This is a genomic window from Winogradskyella sp. KYW1333 (genome assembly GCF_003335675.1).
GTDB lineage: Bacteria > Bacteroidota > Bacteroidia > Flavobacteriales > Flavobacteriaceae > Winogradskyella.
This window is the reverse complement of record NZ_QPHL01000015.1, coordinates 364,949-382,267: the sequence shown is the minus strand read 5'-3', so window position 1 is coordinate 382,267 and position 17,319 is coordinate 364,949. Positions and strand designations below refer to the sequence as shown.

Sequence of the window (17,319 nt, the reverse complement as noted above, 5' to 3'; positions counted from 1 at the left end):
GGTTAAAAATAATGAATTAACTTTTTAATAGCTTTACCTTTGCCAAAATCATTTAAAAGACTAACTATTGACGGCAGAAATAATAACAATTGGAGATGAGATTCTCATTGGTCAGATTATAGATACCAATTCGGCATTTATTAGTAAAGAATTCAACAAGATTGGAGTTTCTATATTTCAGATTACCTCCGTACAAGACGATAAGGATCACATATTAAAATCCCTAAAGGAAGCAGAGGATAATGCAGATATCATAATAATCACTGGTGGTTTAGGGCCAACAAAGGATGATATCACCAAGCGTACTATTTGTGAATATTTTGGCGATACTTTAGTTGAAGATAAGGCTGTGCTAGAAAATGTAGAACATTTATTTTCGAAGTATATCAAAACACCTATTTCCGAGATTAACAGACACCAAGCCTTAGTTCCGTCAAAGGCCAAAGTACTAATGAACAAATACGGAACTGCACCTGGAATGTGGATGGAGAAAAGTGATAAAGTCTTTGTGTCATTACCAGGAGTCCCTTATGAGATGAAGGTCTTAATAAGTGATGAAGTTTTACCTGCCTTAAGAGAAAAGTTTCACTTTCCATTCATTAAACATAAAACACTTTTAACCTTTGGGTTGGGAGAAAGTGCTATTGCAACCAGGATCGAGGATTTTGAAGATAATTTGCCTGATTTTATAAAACTAGCTTATTTACCAAGTTTGGGTAGGGTAAGATTACGGCTTTCAGCTAAAGCAATGGATAAGTCTTTAGTTGAGGCCGAAATGGAGAAACAGGTTAATCACCTTGTTAAACTTGTTGAAGATATTTTTATTGGTTTTGAGGAGGATGCTACTATTGAAAAGTTAATTGGTAACAGATTAACTGAAATTGGCAAAACACTTTCTATTGCGGAGAGTTGCACAGGAGGAAGAATAGCACAATCATTAACTGCAAATGCTGGAGCTTCAAAATACTTTAAGGGTAGTTTGGTAAGTTATGCTACGGAATCAAAGGTAAATGTGTTGGGGATTAATGAAGATGTAATTAATAGTTATTCGGTAGTTAGTAAGGAAGTTGCAGAATCCATGGCTAAAAATGTTCGTGAGCTTTTTAACAGTGATTATGGATTAAGCACAACTGGTAATGCAGGTCCTACTAAAGGAGATTCTGATGCAGAAGTTGGAACTGTATGTATTTCTATTGCCACTGAAAATGAGGTTTTATCTAAGGTTTTTAATTTCGGAAATCATAGAGAAAAAGTAATAATGAAGGCAACAAATAAAGCCTTTGAATTACTTCTTAAAGAAATTTCAAAAAAGTGACACTTTATGTTTGTTGAAACATAAAGTTTTACTAAATTTGCACCCTGTTAAAAATTAACGTACCTAAAGAAAGAATACAATGTCAAGAGTTTGTGAACTTACTGGGAAAAAAGCAATGGTTGGAAACAATGTTTCTCACGCCATGAATAAAACAAAGCGCAAGTTTAACGCAAACTTGATTAAGAAGCGTTTTTATATTCCTGAGGAAGATAAGTGGGTAACATTAAAAGTTTCTACGTCTGCATTAAAGACTATCAATAAAATTGGTATTTCTGCAGCACTTAAAGAAGCTAGAGCAAAAGGTTTTTATAAATAATAGCAAAAGCTAAAGTCAATTTACCATGGCAAAGAAAGGAAATAGAATTCAAGTAATCTTAGAGTGTACAGAGCACAAAGCTTCTGGAATGCCAGGAACTTCAAGATATATTACAACTAAAAATAAAAAGAATACGCCAGACAGAATGGAGATTAAGAAATTTAATCCAATCCTAAAGCGTATGACAGTTCATAAAGAGATAAAATAATAGAATCATGGCAAAGAAATCAGTAGCAACCTTACAGACAGGATCTAAGCGTTTGACAAAAGCTATTAAAATGGTAAAATCACCTAAAACTGGTGCCTACATGTTCGTAGAATCAGTGATGTCACCAGAGTTTGTCAATGACTTTTTAAATAAGAAATAATAATATTTCCGATATAAGATTCATAAAACTGCTTTCGTTTGAAAGCAGTTTTTTTATGGCTATATTTGAGCGCATATGACAACTTTACAGAATCCTATAAAAGGCAAGGTTGTTGCCATTAGCAAAGCAAATATATAATATGAGTATTTTTAAAAAAATATTTTCTTCAGAAAAGAAGGAAACCCTCGATAAAGGCCTAGAAAAATCTAAAACATCCTTTTTCAACAAATTAAATAAAGCTGTTGCAGGTAAATCTAAAGTAGATGATGATGTATTAGATAATCTTGAGGAAGTTTTAGTGACCAGTGACGTAGGTGTTGATACTACTTTAAAAGTTATTGAGCGCATTGAAGAACGCGTAGCTAGAGATAAATATTTAGGCACTTCGGAGCTTAATCAAATCTTAAGAGAAGAAATAGCGGCATTACTATCTGAAACTAATATTGGTGAAGCTACTGAATTTACAGTGCCTCAAGACAAAAAGCCATTTGTAATTATGGTGGTTGGTGTTAACGGTGTTGGCAAAACCACTACTATTGGTAAGTTGGCTTATCAATTTAAAAAACAAGGATTAAAAGTTGTGTTAGGTGCTGCAGATACTTTTAGAGCGGCAGCGATAGACCAGTTACAGGTTTGGGCTGATAGAGTTGATGTACCCATAGTAAAACAGAACATGGGAAGTGATCCTGCTTCCGTGGCATTTGATACCTTGCAAAGTGCAGTTAATCAAGATGCAGATGTTGTAATTATTGATACTGCTGGAAGATTACATAACAAAGTGAATCTAATGAATGAGCTGACTAAAGTTAAACGAGTAATGCAAAAAGTAGTAGGTGAAGCACCACACGATGTACTACTGGTTTTAGATGGTTCTACTGGTCAGAACGCATTTGAGCAGGCAAAGCAATTTACGGCTGCTACAGAGGTTACATCATTGGCAGTTACTAAATTAGATGGTACGGCTAAAGGTGGTGTTGTAATTGGTATAAGCGATCAGTTTAAAGTACCTGTGAAATACATTGGCGTGGGTGAAGGTGTCGAAGACTTGCAAGTATTCAATAAATATGAATTTGTAGATTCTTTCTTTAAGTAACATTTAGTATAGATATACTATAAGGCCTTGTTAGCGACAGTCTAATAGGGCTTTTTTTATTTTCTAAACAAATGGTTTTCGTATTTTTATAAAAAAACTAACCATGCGTTTTACATTTATTTTCATTCTTTTTTTGTCCATAGTTTCTTGTAAAAAGGACAAACAGTCAAAATCAACTATACCTCAAGAAACTCAAACTGACGAGATATTATCAAAATCCGAAGATTCAATTGAATTAAAGGCAGTATCAAAATCTGAAGATTCAACTAATTTAAAAGCAATATCTACAAAAGAATTCACTGAATTTAAGGTTTTAGACTCTAAGAATTTAACTAAAGCTGAAATTTGGGATTTAGTTAACCAAAAATTGGATGATTTTACAGATGAAGATTACCATAGGCTTATACCAATTGTTGTAGAACAAGATATTTTAAGTTTACAAGAACATGTTAAAGATGGTAGTTTAAATTATGAAGAACTAACTAAATTCTATTTATACCGAATTAGAAAGTACGATAGGGAAAACCCTAATTCTTTGAATTCTGTTATAGCAGTTAACCCTAATGTGATTGACCAAGCAAAAAAATTAGACCAACAAAAAATTGAAAATACACATCCTATTTACGGTATGCCAATACTGTTGAAAGACAATATAAATGCTTCAGGTATGGCTACAACAGCTGGTGCTGTTGCCTTAAAAGACAATTATGTGGATGACGCGTTTATTGTTAAACAATTAAAATCTAAGGGTGCTTTAATATTAGGTAAAGCGAATTTAAGTGAATGGGCTTATTTTTTCTGTGGAGATTGTCCTAGTGGTTATAGTGCAATAGGGGGACAGACACTTAATCCTTATGGAAGACGGGTCTTTGATACTGGAGGTTCTAGCTCTGGAAGTGGTGTCTCTGTTTCAGCAAATTTTGCAGCTGCAACTTTAGGAAGTGAAACGTCTGGGTCAATATTGTCACCTGCAAGCCAGAATTCAGCTGTTGGATTAAAACCAACCATAGGTTTGGTAAGTAGATCGGGAATTGTACCAATCTCTTCAACGCTAGATACTGCAGGACCCATTACAAGAACGGTTATGGACAATGCAATTGTCTTAGATGCAATTTTTGGCGAAGACAAATCAGATTCTAAATCCATATATGCACTTTGGGATCCGGGTTTTTATACTAATGATATAAAAAAAGCTAGCCTTGAAGGCAAAAGGTTTGGTGCACCCAAACGTTTGTTAGAAGATACGTTGTACCTAAATGCATTGGCCGTATTGAAAAATCAAGGTGCAGAGATTGTAGAAATAGATGAAGAAAAACTAGGCTTACCCAATTTTTTAAGACTTTTAAATCTGGATATGAAAAAGGACTTACCTACTTATCTGGAAAATTATGCCAACAAAGATATTGGGCTTAAATCTGTTGCTGATGTAATGGAGTATAATCTTCAAGACTCAATTGCAACAATGCCGTATGGTCAAAGTTTATTTAAGGGTATTGTGGAGGATCAAGGTGACTCGCTTTTCTTAGAGCTTATTAAAGATACTTTAAATACCAATGGTAAGCAGTATTTTGATATACCTATGAGAAATCATAAGCTCGATGGATTCTTGTCCATTAATAATTATCATGCAGGTTTCGCCGCTGTGGCTGAATATCCTGCAATTACAGTACCTATGGGTTATACAAAAGAAGGTAAACCAAAGGGCTTAACATTTATTGCAAAGCGATTACAAGAGAAGATGTTATTAGAATGGGCTTATGTATATGAACAAGCATCAAAAGCGAGAAAGGCACCCGAATTATAATTAATTAATCATGGCGTTTATTCTAAACCAAAGTTGATTATCAAAATCTGATAGTGCTAAATTTTCACTGTCAGTTGCGCTACCCATCCTAATTACAACTAACTTGTTACTTGGTGATATGTAAATTTTTTGATCGTTTTTTCCTAGTGCGCTATACATATCGGCAGGTGCTTCTGGTATAAGTTCTCCACTAAATTGAATTTGAGTTTGTGGTAATCTAAAAGAAGACTTTCCATTAAGCCACCACATATAACCATAAGCTTCATTTAGATTTTGGGATGTATTTACGGCATCATTTAAAAATGCCTCTGGAATTATTTGTTCATTTTGCCATTTACCATTGGCATAAGTCAATAAACCAAAACGTGCCATACTTCTAGTGTTGCTCCAATAGACGCTAAAGTCACCATTTTGAATCCAAGCACCAGACATACCAATTCTGTCTTTCAATTTTGTATTAAAATAAGACGACCAATTTTGTCCACTCGCACTTGCAATAACATCCTGAAGTTTCACATAAACATTATGATACGCCCAACGCTCTCCAGCATCTGCAATATATTGTAGGTTAGATGAAGATACATTGTCTCCTAGACTATCATCTAATCCAGAAGTCATGGTTAATAAATTTCCGCAAGTAATAAGATCTTCTTTTTCTAGTGGTGTGCTTGTCCAACCAGTTCCAATATAATCGGAAACTTTATCGTTTATATCTAGTAATCCTTCGTCCTGTGCGATTCCCGTAACTGAAGTTGTAAGTGTTTTGCCTGCACTTGCCCAATACCAAGGAGAGGTATTCGTATGACCATCAAAATAAGATTCTACAACAATTTTTCCATTGTGTAAAACCATGAAACTTTTACTATTGTTAATTTCTAAATAGTCTAATAATTCTAGAAGCTCATTTGTATCCCAATTCAATTCCTCCAAAGATTTCGTTTCCCAAATATCTGATGCCAAAGGTGGAAAATAGATGCCTTCTGATTGAGGATTGTTATTATCTGAAGCATTATCATCTGATGAACAGGAAAATAAAAGCAGGGAAAACATCAATAAATAAGGAAAACTAATTCTCATATCAATTATTTGGTTTTTAGACTACAATTAGCGTTAATCGTTTAATTGCTCATTATTAACAATAGTCAATCAGCAATCAAATATCGTAAATCATTGCTTATCTTTGCGCACTGATTTAATTAAAGGTATGCGCACTAAGACAATTAAAAAGAATAGAATTAATGTGGTGACACTTGGCTGTAGTAAAAATGTTTACGACAGTGAAGTATTGATGGGTCAATTAAAGGCAAGCGGTAAAGATGTAGTGCATGAGCAAGAAGGTAATGTAGTTGTTATTAATACTTGTGGTTTTATCAATAACGCTAAGGAGGAAAGTGTAAATACTATTTTAGAGTATATGCAAAAGAAGGAGGCAGGTGAAGTTGATAAAGTTTTTGTTACAGGTTGTTTGAGTGAACGCTATAAGCTAGACTTACAAAAAGAAATACCAAACGTTGATCAGTATTTCGGTACTACAGAGCTACCAGGTTTATTAAAAGCCTTAGGTGCTGACTACAAGCATGAGTTAATAGGTGAACGATTAACAACGACTCCAAAAAATTATGCATATCTAAAAATTGCTGAGGGTTGTGACAGACCTTGTAGTTTTTGTGCAATCCCTCTTATGAGAGGTAAACATAAAAGTACACCTATTGAAGAGTTGGTGATTGAAGCTGAAAAATTAGCCTCTAATGGTGTCAAGGAATTAATATTGATCGCTCAAGATCTAACATATTACGGATTAGATCTCTATAAAAAACGAAATCTTGCCGAGTTATTAGAACATCTTGTTAAGGTTGAAGGTATAGAGTGGATAAGATTGCATTATGCATTCCCAACTGGATTTCCGATGGATGTATTAGATGTTATGAATCGCGAATCTAAAATCTGTAATTATCTAGATATTCCTTTACAGCATATTTCAGATTCAATTTTAAAAAGTATGCGACGTGGTACAACAAAGGAAAAAACCACAAAACTTTTAAGAGAATTTAGGGCCAAAGTACCAGAAATGGCAATTAGAACTACTTTGATAGTTGGATATCCAGGAGAGACTGAGGAAGACTTTCAAACCTTAAAGGAATGGGTTAAAGAAATGCGTTTTGAGCGTTTAGGTTGTTTCACCTATTCGCATGAGGAGAATACCCACGCTTATAATTTGGAGGACGATGTGCCAGAAGATATAAAGTTGCAACGCGCAAATGAAATTATGGAAATCCAATCTCAGATTTCTTGGGAGTTAAATCAAGATAAGATAGGGAAGGAGTTTAAAGTTGTTATTGACCGTAAAGAAGGAAACTATTTTGTTGGTCGTACCGAGTATGATTCACCAGATGTAGATAATGAGGTTTTAATTGATGCTACAAAAACCTATTTAAAAACAGGAGAATTTACAAACGTGAAAATAATCGAAGCAGAAGATTTTGACCTGTATGGCGAGGTTATTTAATCTTAAAATCTAATAAAGTTCCTTTGATTTCAAAAGGATGAAATCTAGAAAAAAGTTCTTCTGAATACCATCCTAGTTCTCTTGTCTTCTTCACCATATCTGCATGTTTTTTATTCTTATAGGCATAGTTGATCATATCATTACCATTGGTCCATAATGAGAATGTAGCTTGCATAAATATGGGCCATTCTCCAATGCCTTTAGAATAAACAAGTCCTTTATAACCATCCATAGATTTGGATACTGAAGGCACATGTCTCCAAAATTTATAGGCTAGTTTGGGTTTAATTGTCGCCCTTGTGATTACAGCCAAAGGTTTGTCATTAGCAAATGGTATAGAAGAATTAAATGGTTCTTGATTACCCCACTTTCCATGTGCTTTTATGGAATACATCAGTATATGACTGTATTGTTTGGCTTCATTTGTATAAGATTGAATAACATCACAATTTAAAAATGCTTGTGCTTCAGATTCCGAGTTAAATACTGTAAGTAAGCCAAAGGTTGAGAAATCTGGCCAAATTGAAAACCCATTACCACTGCCACTACCTAGAGATTTCCAGAATGTAAGTCCGTTGATATTCTTGTCTAATAAAAGCGGTCTACCCATACGACCTAAGGCCCTCCATTTGTTCCGAAGTCCCTCATACTTAAAAAAAGAGATGATAGTAGTTTGTGGCATATAATATAACAGCTAATCTATTGTAAATATAAAGCCATTAGGTTTAAAAATAAAGCTAAAAAAATAGTTGAGCTAAACAATCTAATTATGAAAAATTCGGCACAAAGAAATAAATTAAAGATAGTTTTGCTTTCAATCTACATAGTTTTAAGTGTGTTTATTCGGAACATCATACTTTAAGCTACCTACTTACTTAGATGGTAAGCTGTTAACATAAGCGAAGCTTGGCTCAAAATAAGCTACCATTAGCCCTAATTCGCCCAAAGTGATTCCGGTACCAAGACATAGTCTCTCATTTTTGCACCATTAGAATAATAAGGACCAGTATTGTAGTCTTCCATAAATTTAGCTACTTTCTCCTTAGGTAATCTTATACCAATTTCAGCATCTTTATTTAAAAGTGTAAACATATACCCATTTGATGAGGTATAAATCATTTTTTTGCCTTTACGCTCAAACCCCTTGCATGTATCAACTATTTTATTTTGATTAATACTTAAAGGTAGTAAAATCAAATCAATGCTCGTGGAAGGGAATAATTACTATTTATTTAAAAGTATTGGCTTACCAAATCCTAGATTTTCTAGTTTATCTAATTGAGTTTCTGCATCACCTACAATTAGGTAAATCATCTTATTAGGTTTTATATAGTTATCGATTAGCAGTTTAACATCGTTTACGGACATATTTTTTACTATGGTTTCACGTTGTTTTGCATAATCATCCTTTAGACCATAATTGCCAATGTTAGAAAGCATATTAAGTTTAGCGCCTAATGTTTCAAATGCTCTTGCCGTACTTTTAATAGTGTAACCTTTGGTTACTTCTAAATCTTCTTCACTATAATTTTTTCCATAATTTTCTAGAATTTCCTTTACTAGGTCTGCAGATTCAAAAGTGACATTTGTTCTAACGCCGCTACTAATTGTAAATTCACCAGTATAATTTGATCCAGAGAATCCAGATCTTATGCCGTAAGTATAACCCTTACCTTCTCGTAGTTGCTGTGTGAGCTGTGAAGCAAATCCACCGCCACCCAAGCGGTAATTCATTACTGTGGATGCATAGTAGTTTTCATCTGTTGCTTTTAGGGCAGGATAACCAAACCTAATTACAGATTGTTTGGCACCTGGTACATCATAAAAATATACTTTTGAAGCGTCAGGAACTTTAGCGAATGGTAATTCTGGAATTTCAACTTCTTTTGATTCCCAATTACTATCCATAGTTTTTAACGCTTCTATCACCTTATCTTGGGAAATAGATCCTACCACAAACATCTTTGCAAGTTGAGGTGATAAGTATTTATTATAATAGTCTTGTAAGTCTGTTAATGTTATAGATTCAACGGAGTCTTCTGTGCCACTATTACTATAGGCTAATATGTTATTGTCACCGTAAATTATTTTGGCAAACTCGTAAGATGCTATACTGTTAGGATTACCCTTTCTACGTTTAATACTACTTTTTGTACTTGCTTTTAAGAGTTCAAATTCATTCTCGTCCCATCGTGGTTCTAATAAGATCTCATCGACAAGAGCTATCGTTTCATCAAAATGCTTGGATAGTGTAGTGCCTGAAATAGTAATGTTAGTATCTGTAGCATAGGCATTAATGCGAGCACCTAAACTCTGGATGGCATTTTCTAACTCTTCAGGTGTTTTACTCTTAGTGCCTTTAGTCATTAGATTTGCCAATAGATTTGAAACACCGACCTTATGTTTGTTTTCTAATAAAAGTCCACCTTCAATTTGTAATTCAAATTGTACAAGAGGTACTTCAGTATTCTCAATACCAAGAATGCTTAAGCCAGAATCTAAATTTTGCTTCCAGACTTCTGGTATATTTAATTCTGGGCTTTCACCATAAGATGGCTCAATACTGCGATCAAAATTACTTGGTGTTTTCTCGTAGGTAGCATTGATACTTGGATCAAAAGATTCTTCTGCTCCATCTACAATTTTTTCTTCAACAACACTAGCTAGTTGAGAGTTGTCTAAAACCAGATCAATTTGCCCTTTCGGAACAAAGCTTGTAGCTATATAGTGCTTGTCTTTAATATACTTGTTGTAGACATTCATTACATCTTCTGGCGTAACTTTTAAAATATTCTTCACATCTTGGTTGATGAAACTTGGGTCACCTGCAAAAATTTCATATTGTGCGAGTTGAAACCCTTTGCCTAATACACTAGATAAGCGGTTGTAAAATGATGTTTCTTGGCCTGCTTTTATTCTATTAAGGTCCTTATCTGAAATGCCATTGAGTTCAAAATCCTTAAATCCATCTGAAAGTGCAGTAGAAACCGCATTTAAATCTGTTTGGTTAAATGCTGTAACTGAAAGCATAATTTGTCCTGCTAGTTCAGAATTGTTTTGATAAAAATTTACACGATCTGTAAGTTTTTCTTGATCTATTAAGACTTTGTTTAATGGTGCTTTTTTTCCCGCAGATAAATACTCTGTCAATATACTTAAGGCATAAGACTCCTTATCGTATTGAGGTACTCCTGGCCAAGCCATAGTTAAGCGAGGTAGTCTCGCAAAATTATCTTCATAAAAAAGACGTTTAGAAGATTTTAAAATAACAGGTTGTTTTTCTGTTTCTGATATTTCTTCTCCTTTAGGTATTTCATCAAAATATTTTTTAACCCATGCTTTAGTTTGATCTACATCTATATCTCCTGCTATGGTTAAGGTTACATTATTTGGGACATACCAACGTCTATAAAATTCTTTTACATCATCTAATGTTGCATTTTGGAGATCTTCTAAAGAACCAATAACCTCCCAGCTATAAGGATGGCCTTCTGGGTATAGATTTTTATTAATAACATAAGAATTGTGTCCATAGGGTTGATTGTCCACACGTTGTCGTTTTTCATTTTTTACAACTTGTTTTTCCTTAGCTAAAACAGGTTCCGTAACTGTATTTATAAAGTATCCTAATTTATCAGCTTCTGCCCAAATCATTTTTTCTAAAGCATCTTTTGGGACTGTTTGAAAATAATTAGTTCTATCTCTACTGGTAGAACCATTAGCACCAGATCCACCAATGCGTGCACTCATTTTATCTAAACCTCCTTTACCTAAATTCTCGGATTCCAGAAATAATAAATGTTCAAATAGATGCGCAAAACCTGTCCTACCTTCTTTTTCACGTGCAGATCCAACATGCGCAGTTAAAGCTACAGCTACAACAGGGTCAGACTTGTCAACGTGGAGAATTACTTGTAATCCGTTGTCTAGTGTGATTTTTTCAAAATCTACAGAGAATTCTTTGGTCTCATCTTCGGTATTGTTTTGCTTGCATGCCGTACTAATAATAATAAGGCTGAAGATTACGGCTAGATTTTTTAAAATTTTCATGAGTAATTAATTAATAATTATAATTCAAATACGTTGTTGTTTACAAAAAATAACGAGTTGACTAAAAATAATTTTCCGTTTTCCCAAAAGCTTCTAAATAGAGGATTATCGACCATATAGATAAAACTTCCTCGACCTTTCCTTTCTTCACCGAATACTAGAGAGTTGCTTAATTTCTCAATGGCATTTTTACCTGCAAAACCTGAATATACTTTAGTGTCTTTTATGTGGCCAATATTATATCCTCTATCTAAAAGATTATAACTAGAGCTACCCAATTTTAACGTAAAATACTCCTTATCATAACCATATGCCATAGGATGTGTATTATCTAATTTAACATTGAATATAGCACCTGTAATCATACTATTTGTATATAAACGCTCACGCTCTGCATATGGTATTAGGTTATCTGATGATTCCATTGTATTTGTTGCCTTTAATTTTAATCCAAATCCTTCCTTGCCAGCAAAACTTCTTAAGGCACCATCAATTGCAATTATTTTACCACCTGAGCGCACCCAATCCTCAATCTTTTTAGAATTGTCTTCGTTTAAGACATCGCCATAATATCCATTTGGCATAATAATGACATTATACTTGGCTAAATTTGTTGTGCCCAAATTAGCAGTATTTATGGATGTTAAAGGGTAATTCAATTGATTTTCAAAGAAATTCCAAATTTCACCATAGCTTAATGAAGATGTGCCTTCACCTGATAATACGGCAACTTTTTGTTTGTTTATCAATTTAATGTCTGGTGAACCTATGTCTGGTGTGGTTTGAGAAAATCCGGTATAAATTGGAGTGAGTAATTGATTGTGTTTCTCAGTAAGATATCTTAATGCATCAAGGAAATTGTCAATGTGTTTATTATCACCTTTTGTAATTATTAATGAACCACGCTTAAATTTGTTTCCATTTGAGGTGAAAGATCTTTCAGTAAATCTAACTCTAAAGTTGTTCTTTAGCAGTGAGGATAAAAATTGAGCATCTTTTAATGAATTCCACTTACTCACATAACCGTAAGCATTACTTATTTTCGATTGTCTTTGGTCACTTGATATAGATTGACTTGCCACCTTTGTTTTACTGGCAATTGCATCTAATCCGTACGCATAAGGAAGTGACCAAGCCGTAATATCATAAGTTAGGGAATCTGTAAGTGTTGCATTTGGCTCGAAAAGTACTTTTACCATTTTACCTTTTGGTTGATTGGTGTGTACTACTAAGTCCTCTGATGTAAGACTCATGCTACCTTGTTTTCCTTTGCTATATTGATAACCTGAAGCCTTGGTGCCTGATGCGTATTCAAAATCAATTTCGTGTTTGTTTAATAAGCTTTTTAGACTTTCAATTTTATCATTTTCACCTTTAAGGACGTAACTCTTGTATTTCAGTTTACTATTATCAAAGAATTTTTTGAATTCCACATTTAACTGTTTTGCATTTTTAGAAGCAATTTCAACAGTCGATATTCCAGTGGTGGTATGATGTGTTAAACGCTCTACCAAAGTTAAAACATGCCCTTCGTCATTTAATACGCCCAATCCAGCTCTGCCATGACCGCCTTGTTCGTACGTCATTCCTATAGCTCCCATATAAGTTGGGTAGGTGTCACCATAACTTGGATAAAATAAATCAAATCTTTCCCTAGTAAAAAACAACCAACCTTCAGCGTCAAAATACTTAGCATGGTTTTTACCGATTTGGGTTTGAAAATCAGTTTGCCAATCAGTAATAATTTCATGGTATGGCTTTGCTGCCGGAGCAAAATAGTAAGGTTCATTCATGCCTTGTTCGTGAAAATCTACATGGATGTGAGGTAACCATTTGTTGTATACTTTTAGTCGATTTTGAGTTTCAACTTGGGTTGCCCAAACCCAGTCCCTATTTAAATCAAAAAGATAATGGTTTGCTCTACCACCTGGCCAAGGTTCATTGTGTTCGCTGGCTTGACTATCTAAGTCATATGGTTTGCTCGCTGTCTCGTTATACCAATTGACATAGCGATCTCTTCCGTCTGGGTTAATGCACGGATCTATTATAACAACTGTATTATCGAGCAGATTTTTATATTCTGTAAGAAGTTTGAAAACCGTAAGCATTGAGGCTTCAGAACTAGATGCTTCATTACCATGTACATTGTAGCTTAGCCAAACTATTGCAATATCTGAAGATTCAGAAGTACCCTCTAAAATACCAGTCTGTTTTAAATTGTTCTCTCTTATTGTTTCAAGATTTCTGAGATTTTCTTCGCTAGAAATATAGGCTAGATTTAAGGATCTTCTCTCGTTGGTTTCGCCGTATTTTTCTAAAATGACATTCTTGTGCATTTCATGTGCAACATGCTCAAAATAATCTATAACCTGATGATGACGACTAAATTGTTCGCCAATATTATAACCTAAAAATTCACTTGGGGATTTTAAATTTTGTGAGTTTACAATGGTTAAAGAACTTATTGCAATAAGCAAAATGAAGAAAATGTTGCGCATGTTTAGTTAGTTTTGTTTCAAAGCTAGTAAATATAAAGACTGCAGATTAGATTCTATAATTTGTTAATTTGAATTAACTAAAAATTAGCAGTTAGAAAATTGAAGAGCCTTATATTTATGCCATAATTAAACATAACATGCCAACTGATTATTTACCGTTTAGAGAAACCAATTATTTCTCTAAGTTTATCTGTGATTACCTGGATCAAAAACCAGAGTTGGCGCAATTCTACAACCGTTTTCCAACATTAGCTAATTTTAAGGATCAAATTGAAGAAAAAGCGAGTAGTTATAGCGATGAAAACAGAAAAGTTCTAGTAAAAGTTTTAAATGAGCAATATGCTCATCTTAAAGTGTCTAAAGCCACTTTGAAACATATTGATTTACTTTCAAAGGAGAATACATTCACCATTACTACTGGTCATCAATTAAACCTATTTACTGGGCCGTTATATTTTTTATATAAGATTATTTCTGCCATTAACCTCACAAAACAGTTAAAAAGAACCTATCCTGAGTATAATTTTGTTCCTGTTTATTGGATGGCCTCAGAAGACCATGATTTTGATGAGATAAATTATTTCAATTTTAAAGGGAAAAAAATCCGTTGGAACAGTGAACAAACTGGTGCGGTTGGGCATTTTAATACAAATGGATTAGAGGAAATTTTTAATGTAATTACTTCTGAATTTGGTCCGGGAAAAAATGCAGATCAGTTAAGAGAATGGTTTAAGGAGGCCTATATTAATCATGATAACTTGGCTGATGCTACAAGATATTTGGCAAATCAGCTCTTTGGTGAATATGGTTTGGTTATAATTGATGCTGGTCATAAAGACTTAAAGCGTCTTTTTATTCCGCAAATGACAGCGGAATTGTTAGAGAATGTAGCCTTTAAAAATGTCACTGATACCAACAATTCACTTGAAGCCTTAGACCTTAAAATTCAAGTAAACCCAAGAGAGGTTAATCTTTTTTATATAAATAGTGGAATGCGTGAACGTATCACTGTAGAAGATGGTGTTTATTCTGTTTTAGAAACTAATATACATTGGACGGAAGAAGAATTGAAAAGTCATCTTCAGGAATATCCAGAACGGTTTTCGCCAAATGTAATTATGAGACCGTTATATCAGGAGGTTATTTTACCAAATCTTTGCTACATTGGTGGAGGAGGGGAAATAATTTACTGGTTGCAGTTAAATTCTAATTTTAAGGCTAACAGATTAACATTCCCAATTCTTTTATTAAGAAATTCGGTTTTGGTAAAAACCCGAAAACAAAAGGAGAAACTTGATAAGCTGGAGATTCTGGATAAGGATTTGTTTTTAAATCGCAATACCTTTATTAATAAACGAGTTCGTAAAATCTCTAATATTGATATTGATCTTTCAGAGCAGATTGAACATTTAGAAAATCAATTTATAGGACTTCATCAATTAGCACAACAAACGGATAAGTCATTCTTAAGTGCGGTTAAAGCTCAAGAAGTTAAGCAGTTAAAAGGTTTGAAACATCTTGAGAAACGATTATTAAAGGCCCAAAAGAGAAAATTGGCAAATCAAATAGAACGATGTACAGATTTGCAGGAACAATTATTTCCAAATCAAAGTTTGCAAGAGCGAAACCTGAATTTTTCTGAATTATATCTCGAATTTGGAGACGAACTTGTTACAGAGTTAATGCGAGTGTTAGAACCCTTGAAGGGCGAATTTACAGTGTTAACAATTTGAGGTAATTTTTGTTTTACAGACCTTTCATTTTTAGTTGCAATTATTACTTTTGCACATGCAACATAATAAAGTCCTTATTTTAGATTTCGGTTCGCAATATACACAGCTTATTGCGCGACGTGTGAGAGAGTTAAATATCTACTGCGAAATACATCCTTTTAATAAAATTCCTAAAGAAGTTGACAGCTTCAACGCCGTTATTCTTTCTGGTAGTCCTGTTTCTGTAAGATCAGAAAATGCATTACATCCAGATTTATCTCAAATCAGAGGAAAAAAACCAATGCTGGCTGTATGCTATGGTGCTCAATATTTAGCACATTTCTCAGGTGGAGAAGTGGCAGAATCAAATACAAGGGAATACGGAAGGGCAAAATTAGCTTTCATTAAAGAAGGTGAAGATTTCTTTGAAAATATCCATGAAGATAGCCAGGTTTGGATGAGCCATAGTGATACCATTAAAAAACTACCAACAAATGGTGTTTTGCTAGCGAGTACGCACGATGTTGAAAATGCGGCTTATAAAATAGAGGGTGAGGATACCTACGCTATTCAATTTCACCCAGAAGTTTATCATACAACCGATGGTCACCAGCTATTACATAATTTCTTAATTAAAATTGCAAACGTAAATCAAGACTGGACGCCAAATGCTTTTGTAGAAGAAACAGTTGATGAGTTAAAACTAAAGTTAGGTAATGATAAGGTAGTATTAGGTTTATCAGGTGGTGTTGATTCTTCAGTTGCGGCAATGTTGTTGCACAAAGCCATAAGTAAAAACTTGTATTGCATTTTTGTGAACAATGGCTTATTAAGAAAAAATGAGTTTGAGGATGTCCTGCATCAGTATGCGGATATGGGCTTAAATGTAAAAGGTGTAGACGCTTCGGCACGCTTTTTGGATGCTTTAGCAGGAAAGAGCGACCCAGAAGAAAAACGAAAAATAATTGGTCGCGTGTTCATTGAAGTTTTTGATGATGAAGCACATCGTATTAAAGATGTTAAATGGTTAGCTCAAGGTACCATTTATCCTGATGTAATTGAAAGTGTTTCTGCAACAGGAGGACCAAGTGCAACTATTAAAAGTCATCATAATGTTGGTGGATTGCCAGACTTTATGAAGCTTCAAGTTGTAGAACCATTGAAGGCCTTGTTTAAAGACGAGGTTAGACGTGTAGGTGCCTCCATGAATATGGATTCTCATTTGTTGGGCAGACATCCATTTCCTGGTCCAGGATTGGCAATTCGCATACTTGGAGATCTAACACGTGAGAAAGTACGTATATTACAGGAGGTTGATGCAATTTTCATTAATAACCTGCGTTCTTGGAATTTATACGATAAAGTTTGGCAGGCTGGTGCAATGTTATTACCGGTTAATAGTGTTGGTGTTATGGGAGATGAGCGGACGTATGAAAAATGTGTAGCATTAAGAGCAGTAGAAAGTACTGATGGTATGACCGCAGATTGGGTGAATTTACCTTACGAGTTTTTACAAAAAACTTCTAATGAGATAATAAATAAAGTAAAAGGTGTGAATAGAGTGGTCTATGATATTAGCTCTAAACCGCCAGCGACGATAGAATGGGAATAGTTTGTGACCTTTGGTCAAAATATGTCTCTAATATCATATAGTAAC

At 34.2% G+C, this 17,319-nt stretch carries 14 protein-coding genes; 9 read left to right on the top strand and 5 right to left on the bottom strand.

Translation table 11 applies throughout. The features are described from left to right. Positions 1-67 precede the first annotated feature (67 nt). The 6 genes from DUZ96_RS07435 to DUZ96_RS07410 all read left to right on the top strand — a co-directional run bounded on the left by DUZ96_RS07435 (position 68) and on the right by DUZ96_RS07410 (position 4,896). Complete coding sequence (locus DUZ96_RS07435) at positions 68-1,315, top strand: competence/damage-inducible protein A (RefSeq protein ID WP_114301301.1); 1,248 nt, start codon at positions 68-70, stop codon at positions 1,313-1,315. A 79-nt stretch (positions 1,316-1,394) separates the two neighbouring features. Then, a complete protein-coding gene (rpmB, locus tag DUZ96_RS07430; protein WP_114301300.1) occupies positions 1,395-1,631 on the top strand; it encodes a 50S ribosomal protein L28 in 237 nt (78 codons plus the stop codon). A 25-nt stretch (positions 1,632-1,656) separates the two neighbouring features. Then, positions 1,657-1,839 carry a 50S ribosomal protein L33 gene (gene rpmG / locus DUZ96_RS07425; RefSeq protein ID WP_076616981.1) on the top strand — a complete coding sequence of 61 codons (183 nt, stop codon included), beginning with the start codon at positions 1,657-1,659 and terminating at the stop codon, positions 1,837-1,839. A gap of 7 nt (positions 1,840-1,846) precedes the next feature. Continuing rightward, positions 1,847-1,999 carry a DUF4295 domain-containing protein gene (locus tag DUZ96_RS07420; protein WP_114301299.1) on the top strand — a complete coding sequence of 51 codons (153 nt, stop codon included), beginning with the start codon at positions 1,847-1,849 and terminating at the stop codon, positions 1,997-1,999. A 139-nt stretch (positions 2,000-2,138) separates the two neighbouring features. Next, positions 2,139-3,092, top strand: coding sequence for a signal recognition particle-docking protein FtsY (ftsY, locus tag DUZ96_RS07415; RefSeq protein ID WP_114301351.1), 954 nt, complete (start codon positions 2,139-2,141; stop codon positions 3,090-3,092). Between the two features lie 103 nt (positions 3,093-3,195). Beyond that, positions 3,196-4,896 carry an amidase family protein gene (locus DUZ96_RS07410; protein ID WP_114301298.1) on the top strand — a complete coding sequence of 567 codons (1,701 nt, stop codon included), beginning with the start codon at positions 3,196-3,198 and terminating at the stop codon, positions 4,894-4,896. Here DUZ96_RS07410 and DUZ96_RS07405 read toward each other — a convergent pair whose 3' ends face one another. After that, positions 4,897-5,973, bottom strand: coding sequence for a serine hydrolase (locus DUZ96_RS07405; RefSeq protein WP_114301297.1), 1,077 nt, complete (start codon positions 5,971-5,973; stop codon positions 4,897-4,899). It abuts the gene before it with no gap. 127 nt (positions 5,974-6,100) lie between these two features. Here DUZ96_RS07405 and rimO point away from each other — a divergent pair, with 127 nt between their 5' ends. Further along, a complete protein-coding gene (gene rimO / locus DUZ96_RS07400; protein WP_114301296.1) occupies positions 6,101-7,402 on the top strand; it encodes a 30S ribosomal protein S12 methylthiotransferase RimO in 1,302 nt (433 codons plus the stop codon). Here the strand turns inward: rimO and DUZ96_RS07395 are convergent. From DUZ96_RS07395 to DUZ96_RS07380, 4 genes are all read right to left on the bottom strand, one after another. After that, the gene (locus DUZ96_RS07395; protein WP_114301295.1) at positions 7,395-8,084 is read right to left on the bottom strand and encodes a hypothetical protein; all 690 of its coding nucleotides are present in this window, start codon (positions 8,082-8,084) and stop codon (positions 7,395-7,397) included. The genes rimO and DUZ96_RS07395 overlap by 8 nt on opposite strands. 251 nt (positions 8,085-8,335) lie before the next feature. Continuing rightward, positions 8,336-8,521, bottom strand: a complete 186-nt coding sequence (locus DUZ96_RS13105) for a hypothetical protein (protein WP_258774339.1) — start codon at positions 8,519-8,521, stop codon at positions 8,336-8,338. Positions 8,522-8,626: 105 nt separating this feature from the next. Continuing rightward, complete coding sequence (locus DUZ96_RS07385; RefSeq protein ID WP_114301294.1) at positions 8,627-11,452, bottom strand: pitrilysin family protein; 2,826 nt, start codon at positions 11,450-11,452, stop codon at positions 8,627-8,629. Between the two features lie 17 nt (positions 11,453-11,469). Beyond that, the gene (locus DUZ96_RS07380) at positions 11,470-13,950 is read right to left on the bottom strand and encodes a M14 family metallopeptidase (RefSeq protein WP_114301293.1); all 2,481 of its coding nucleotides are present in this window, start codon (positions 13,948-13,950) and stop codon (positions 11,470-11,472) included. 137 nt (positions 13,951-14,087) lie between these two features. Between DUZ96_RS07380 and bshC the strand changes: the two genes are divergently transcribed. Continuing rightward, positions 14,088-15,683 (top strand): bacillithiol biosynthesis cysteine-adding enzyme BshC, encoded by a 1,596-nt coding sequence (gene bshC, locus DUZ96_RS07375; protein WP_114301292.1) that lies wholly within the window; start codon positions 14,088-14,090, stop codon positions 15,681-15,683. Positions 15,684-15,738: 55 nt separating this feature from the next. After that, positions 15,739-17,274, top strand: coding sequence for a glutamine-hydrolyzing GMP synthase (guaA, locus tag DUZ96_RS07370; protein WP_114301291.1), 1,536 nt, complete (start codon positions 15,739-15,741; stop codon positions 17,272-17,274). Positions 17,275-17,319 lie beyond the last annotated feature (45 nt).

Excerpts from the sequence above, each read along its gene's own strand:
- rpmB (WP_114301300.1), top strand. The coding sequence starts at position 1,395 with ATGTCAAGAGTTTGTGAACTTACTGGGAAAAAAGCAATGGTTGGAAAC.
- bshC (WP_114301292.1), top strand. The coding sequence starts at position 14,088 with ATGCCAACTGATTATTTACCGTTTAGAGAAACCAATTATTTCTCTAAG.
- DUZ96_RS07420 (WP_114301299.1), top strand. The coding sequence starts at position 1,847 with ATGGCAAAGAAATCAGTAGCAACCTTACAGACAGGATCTAAGCGTTTG.
- DUZ96_RS13105 (WP_258774339.1), bottom strand. The coding sequence starts at position 8,521 with ATGATTTATACCTCATCAAATGGGTATATGTTTACACTTTTAAATAAA.
- rpmG (WP_076616981.1), top strand. The coding sequence starts at position 1,657 with ATGGCAAAGAAAGGAAATAGAATTCAAGTAATCTTAGAGTGTACAGAG.
- DUZ96_RS07410 (WP_114301298.1), top strand. The coding sequence starts at position 3,196 with ATGCGTTTTACATTTATTTTCATTCTTTTTTTGTCCATAGTTTCTTGT.
- DUZ96_RS07405 (WP_114301297.1), bottom strand. The coding sequence starts at position 5,973 with ATGAGAATTAGTTTTCCTTATTTATTGATGTTTTCCCTGCTTTTATTT.
- DUZ96_RS07380 (WP_114301293.1), bottom strand. The coding sequence starts at position 13,950 with ATGCGCAACATTTTCTTCATTTTGCTTATTGCAATAAGTTCTTTAACC.
- DUZ96_RS07385 (WP_114301294.1), bottom strand. The coding sequence starts at position 11,452 with ATGAAAATTTTAAAAAATCTAGCCGTAATCTTCAGCCTTATTATTATT.
- DUZ96_RS07395 (WP_114301295.1), bottom strand. The coding sequence starts at position 8,084 with ATGCCACAAACTACTATCATCTCTTTTTTTAAGTATGAGGGACTTCGG.
- rimO (WP_114301296.1), top strand. The coding sequence starts at position 6,101 with ATGCGCACTAAGACAATTAAAAAGAATAGAATTAATGTGGTGACACTT.
- ftsY (WP_114301351.1), top strand. The coding sequence starts at position 2,139 with ATGAGTATTTTTAAAAAAATATTTTCTTCAGAAAAGAAGGAAACCCTC.
- guaA (WP_114301291.1), top strand. The coding sequence starts at position 15,739 with ATGCAACATAATAAAGTCCTTATTTTAGATTTCGGTTCGCAATATACA.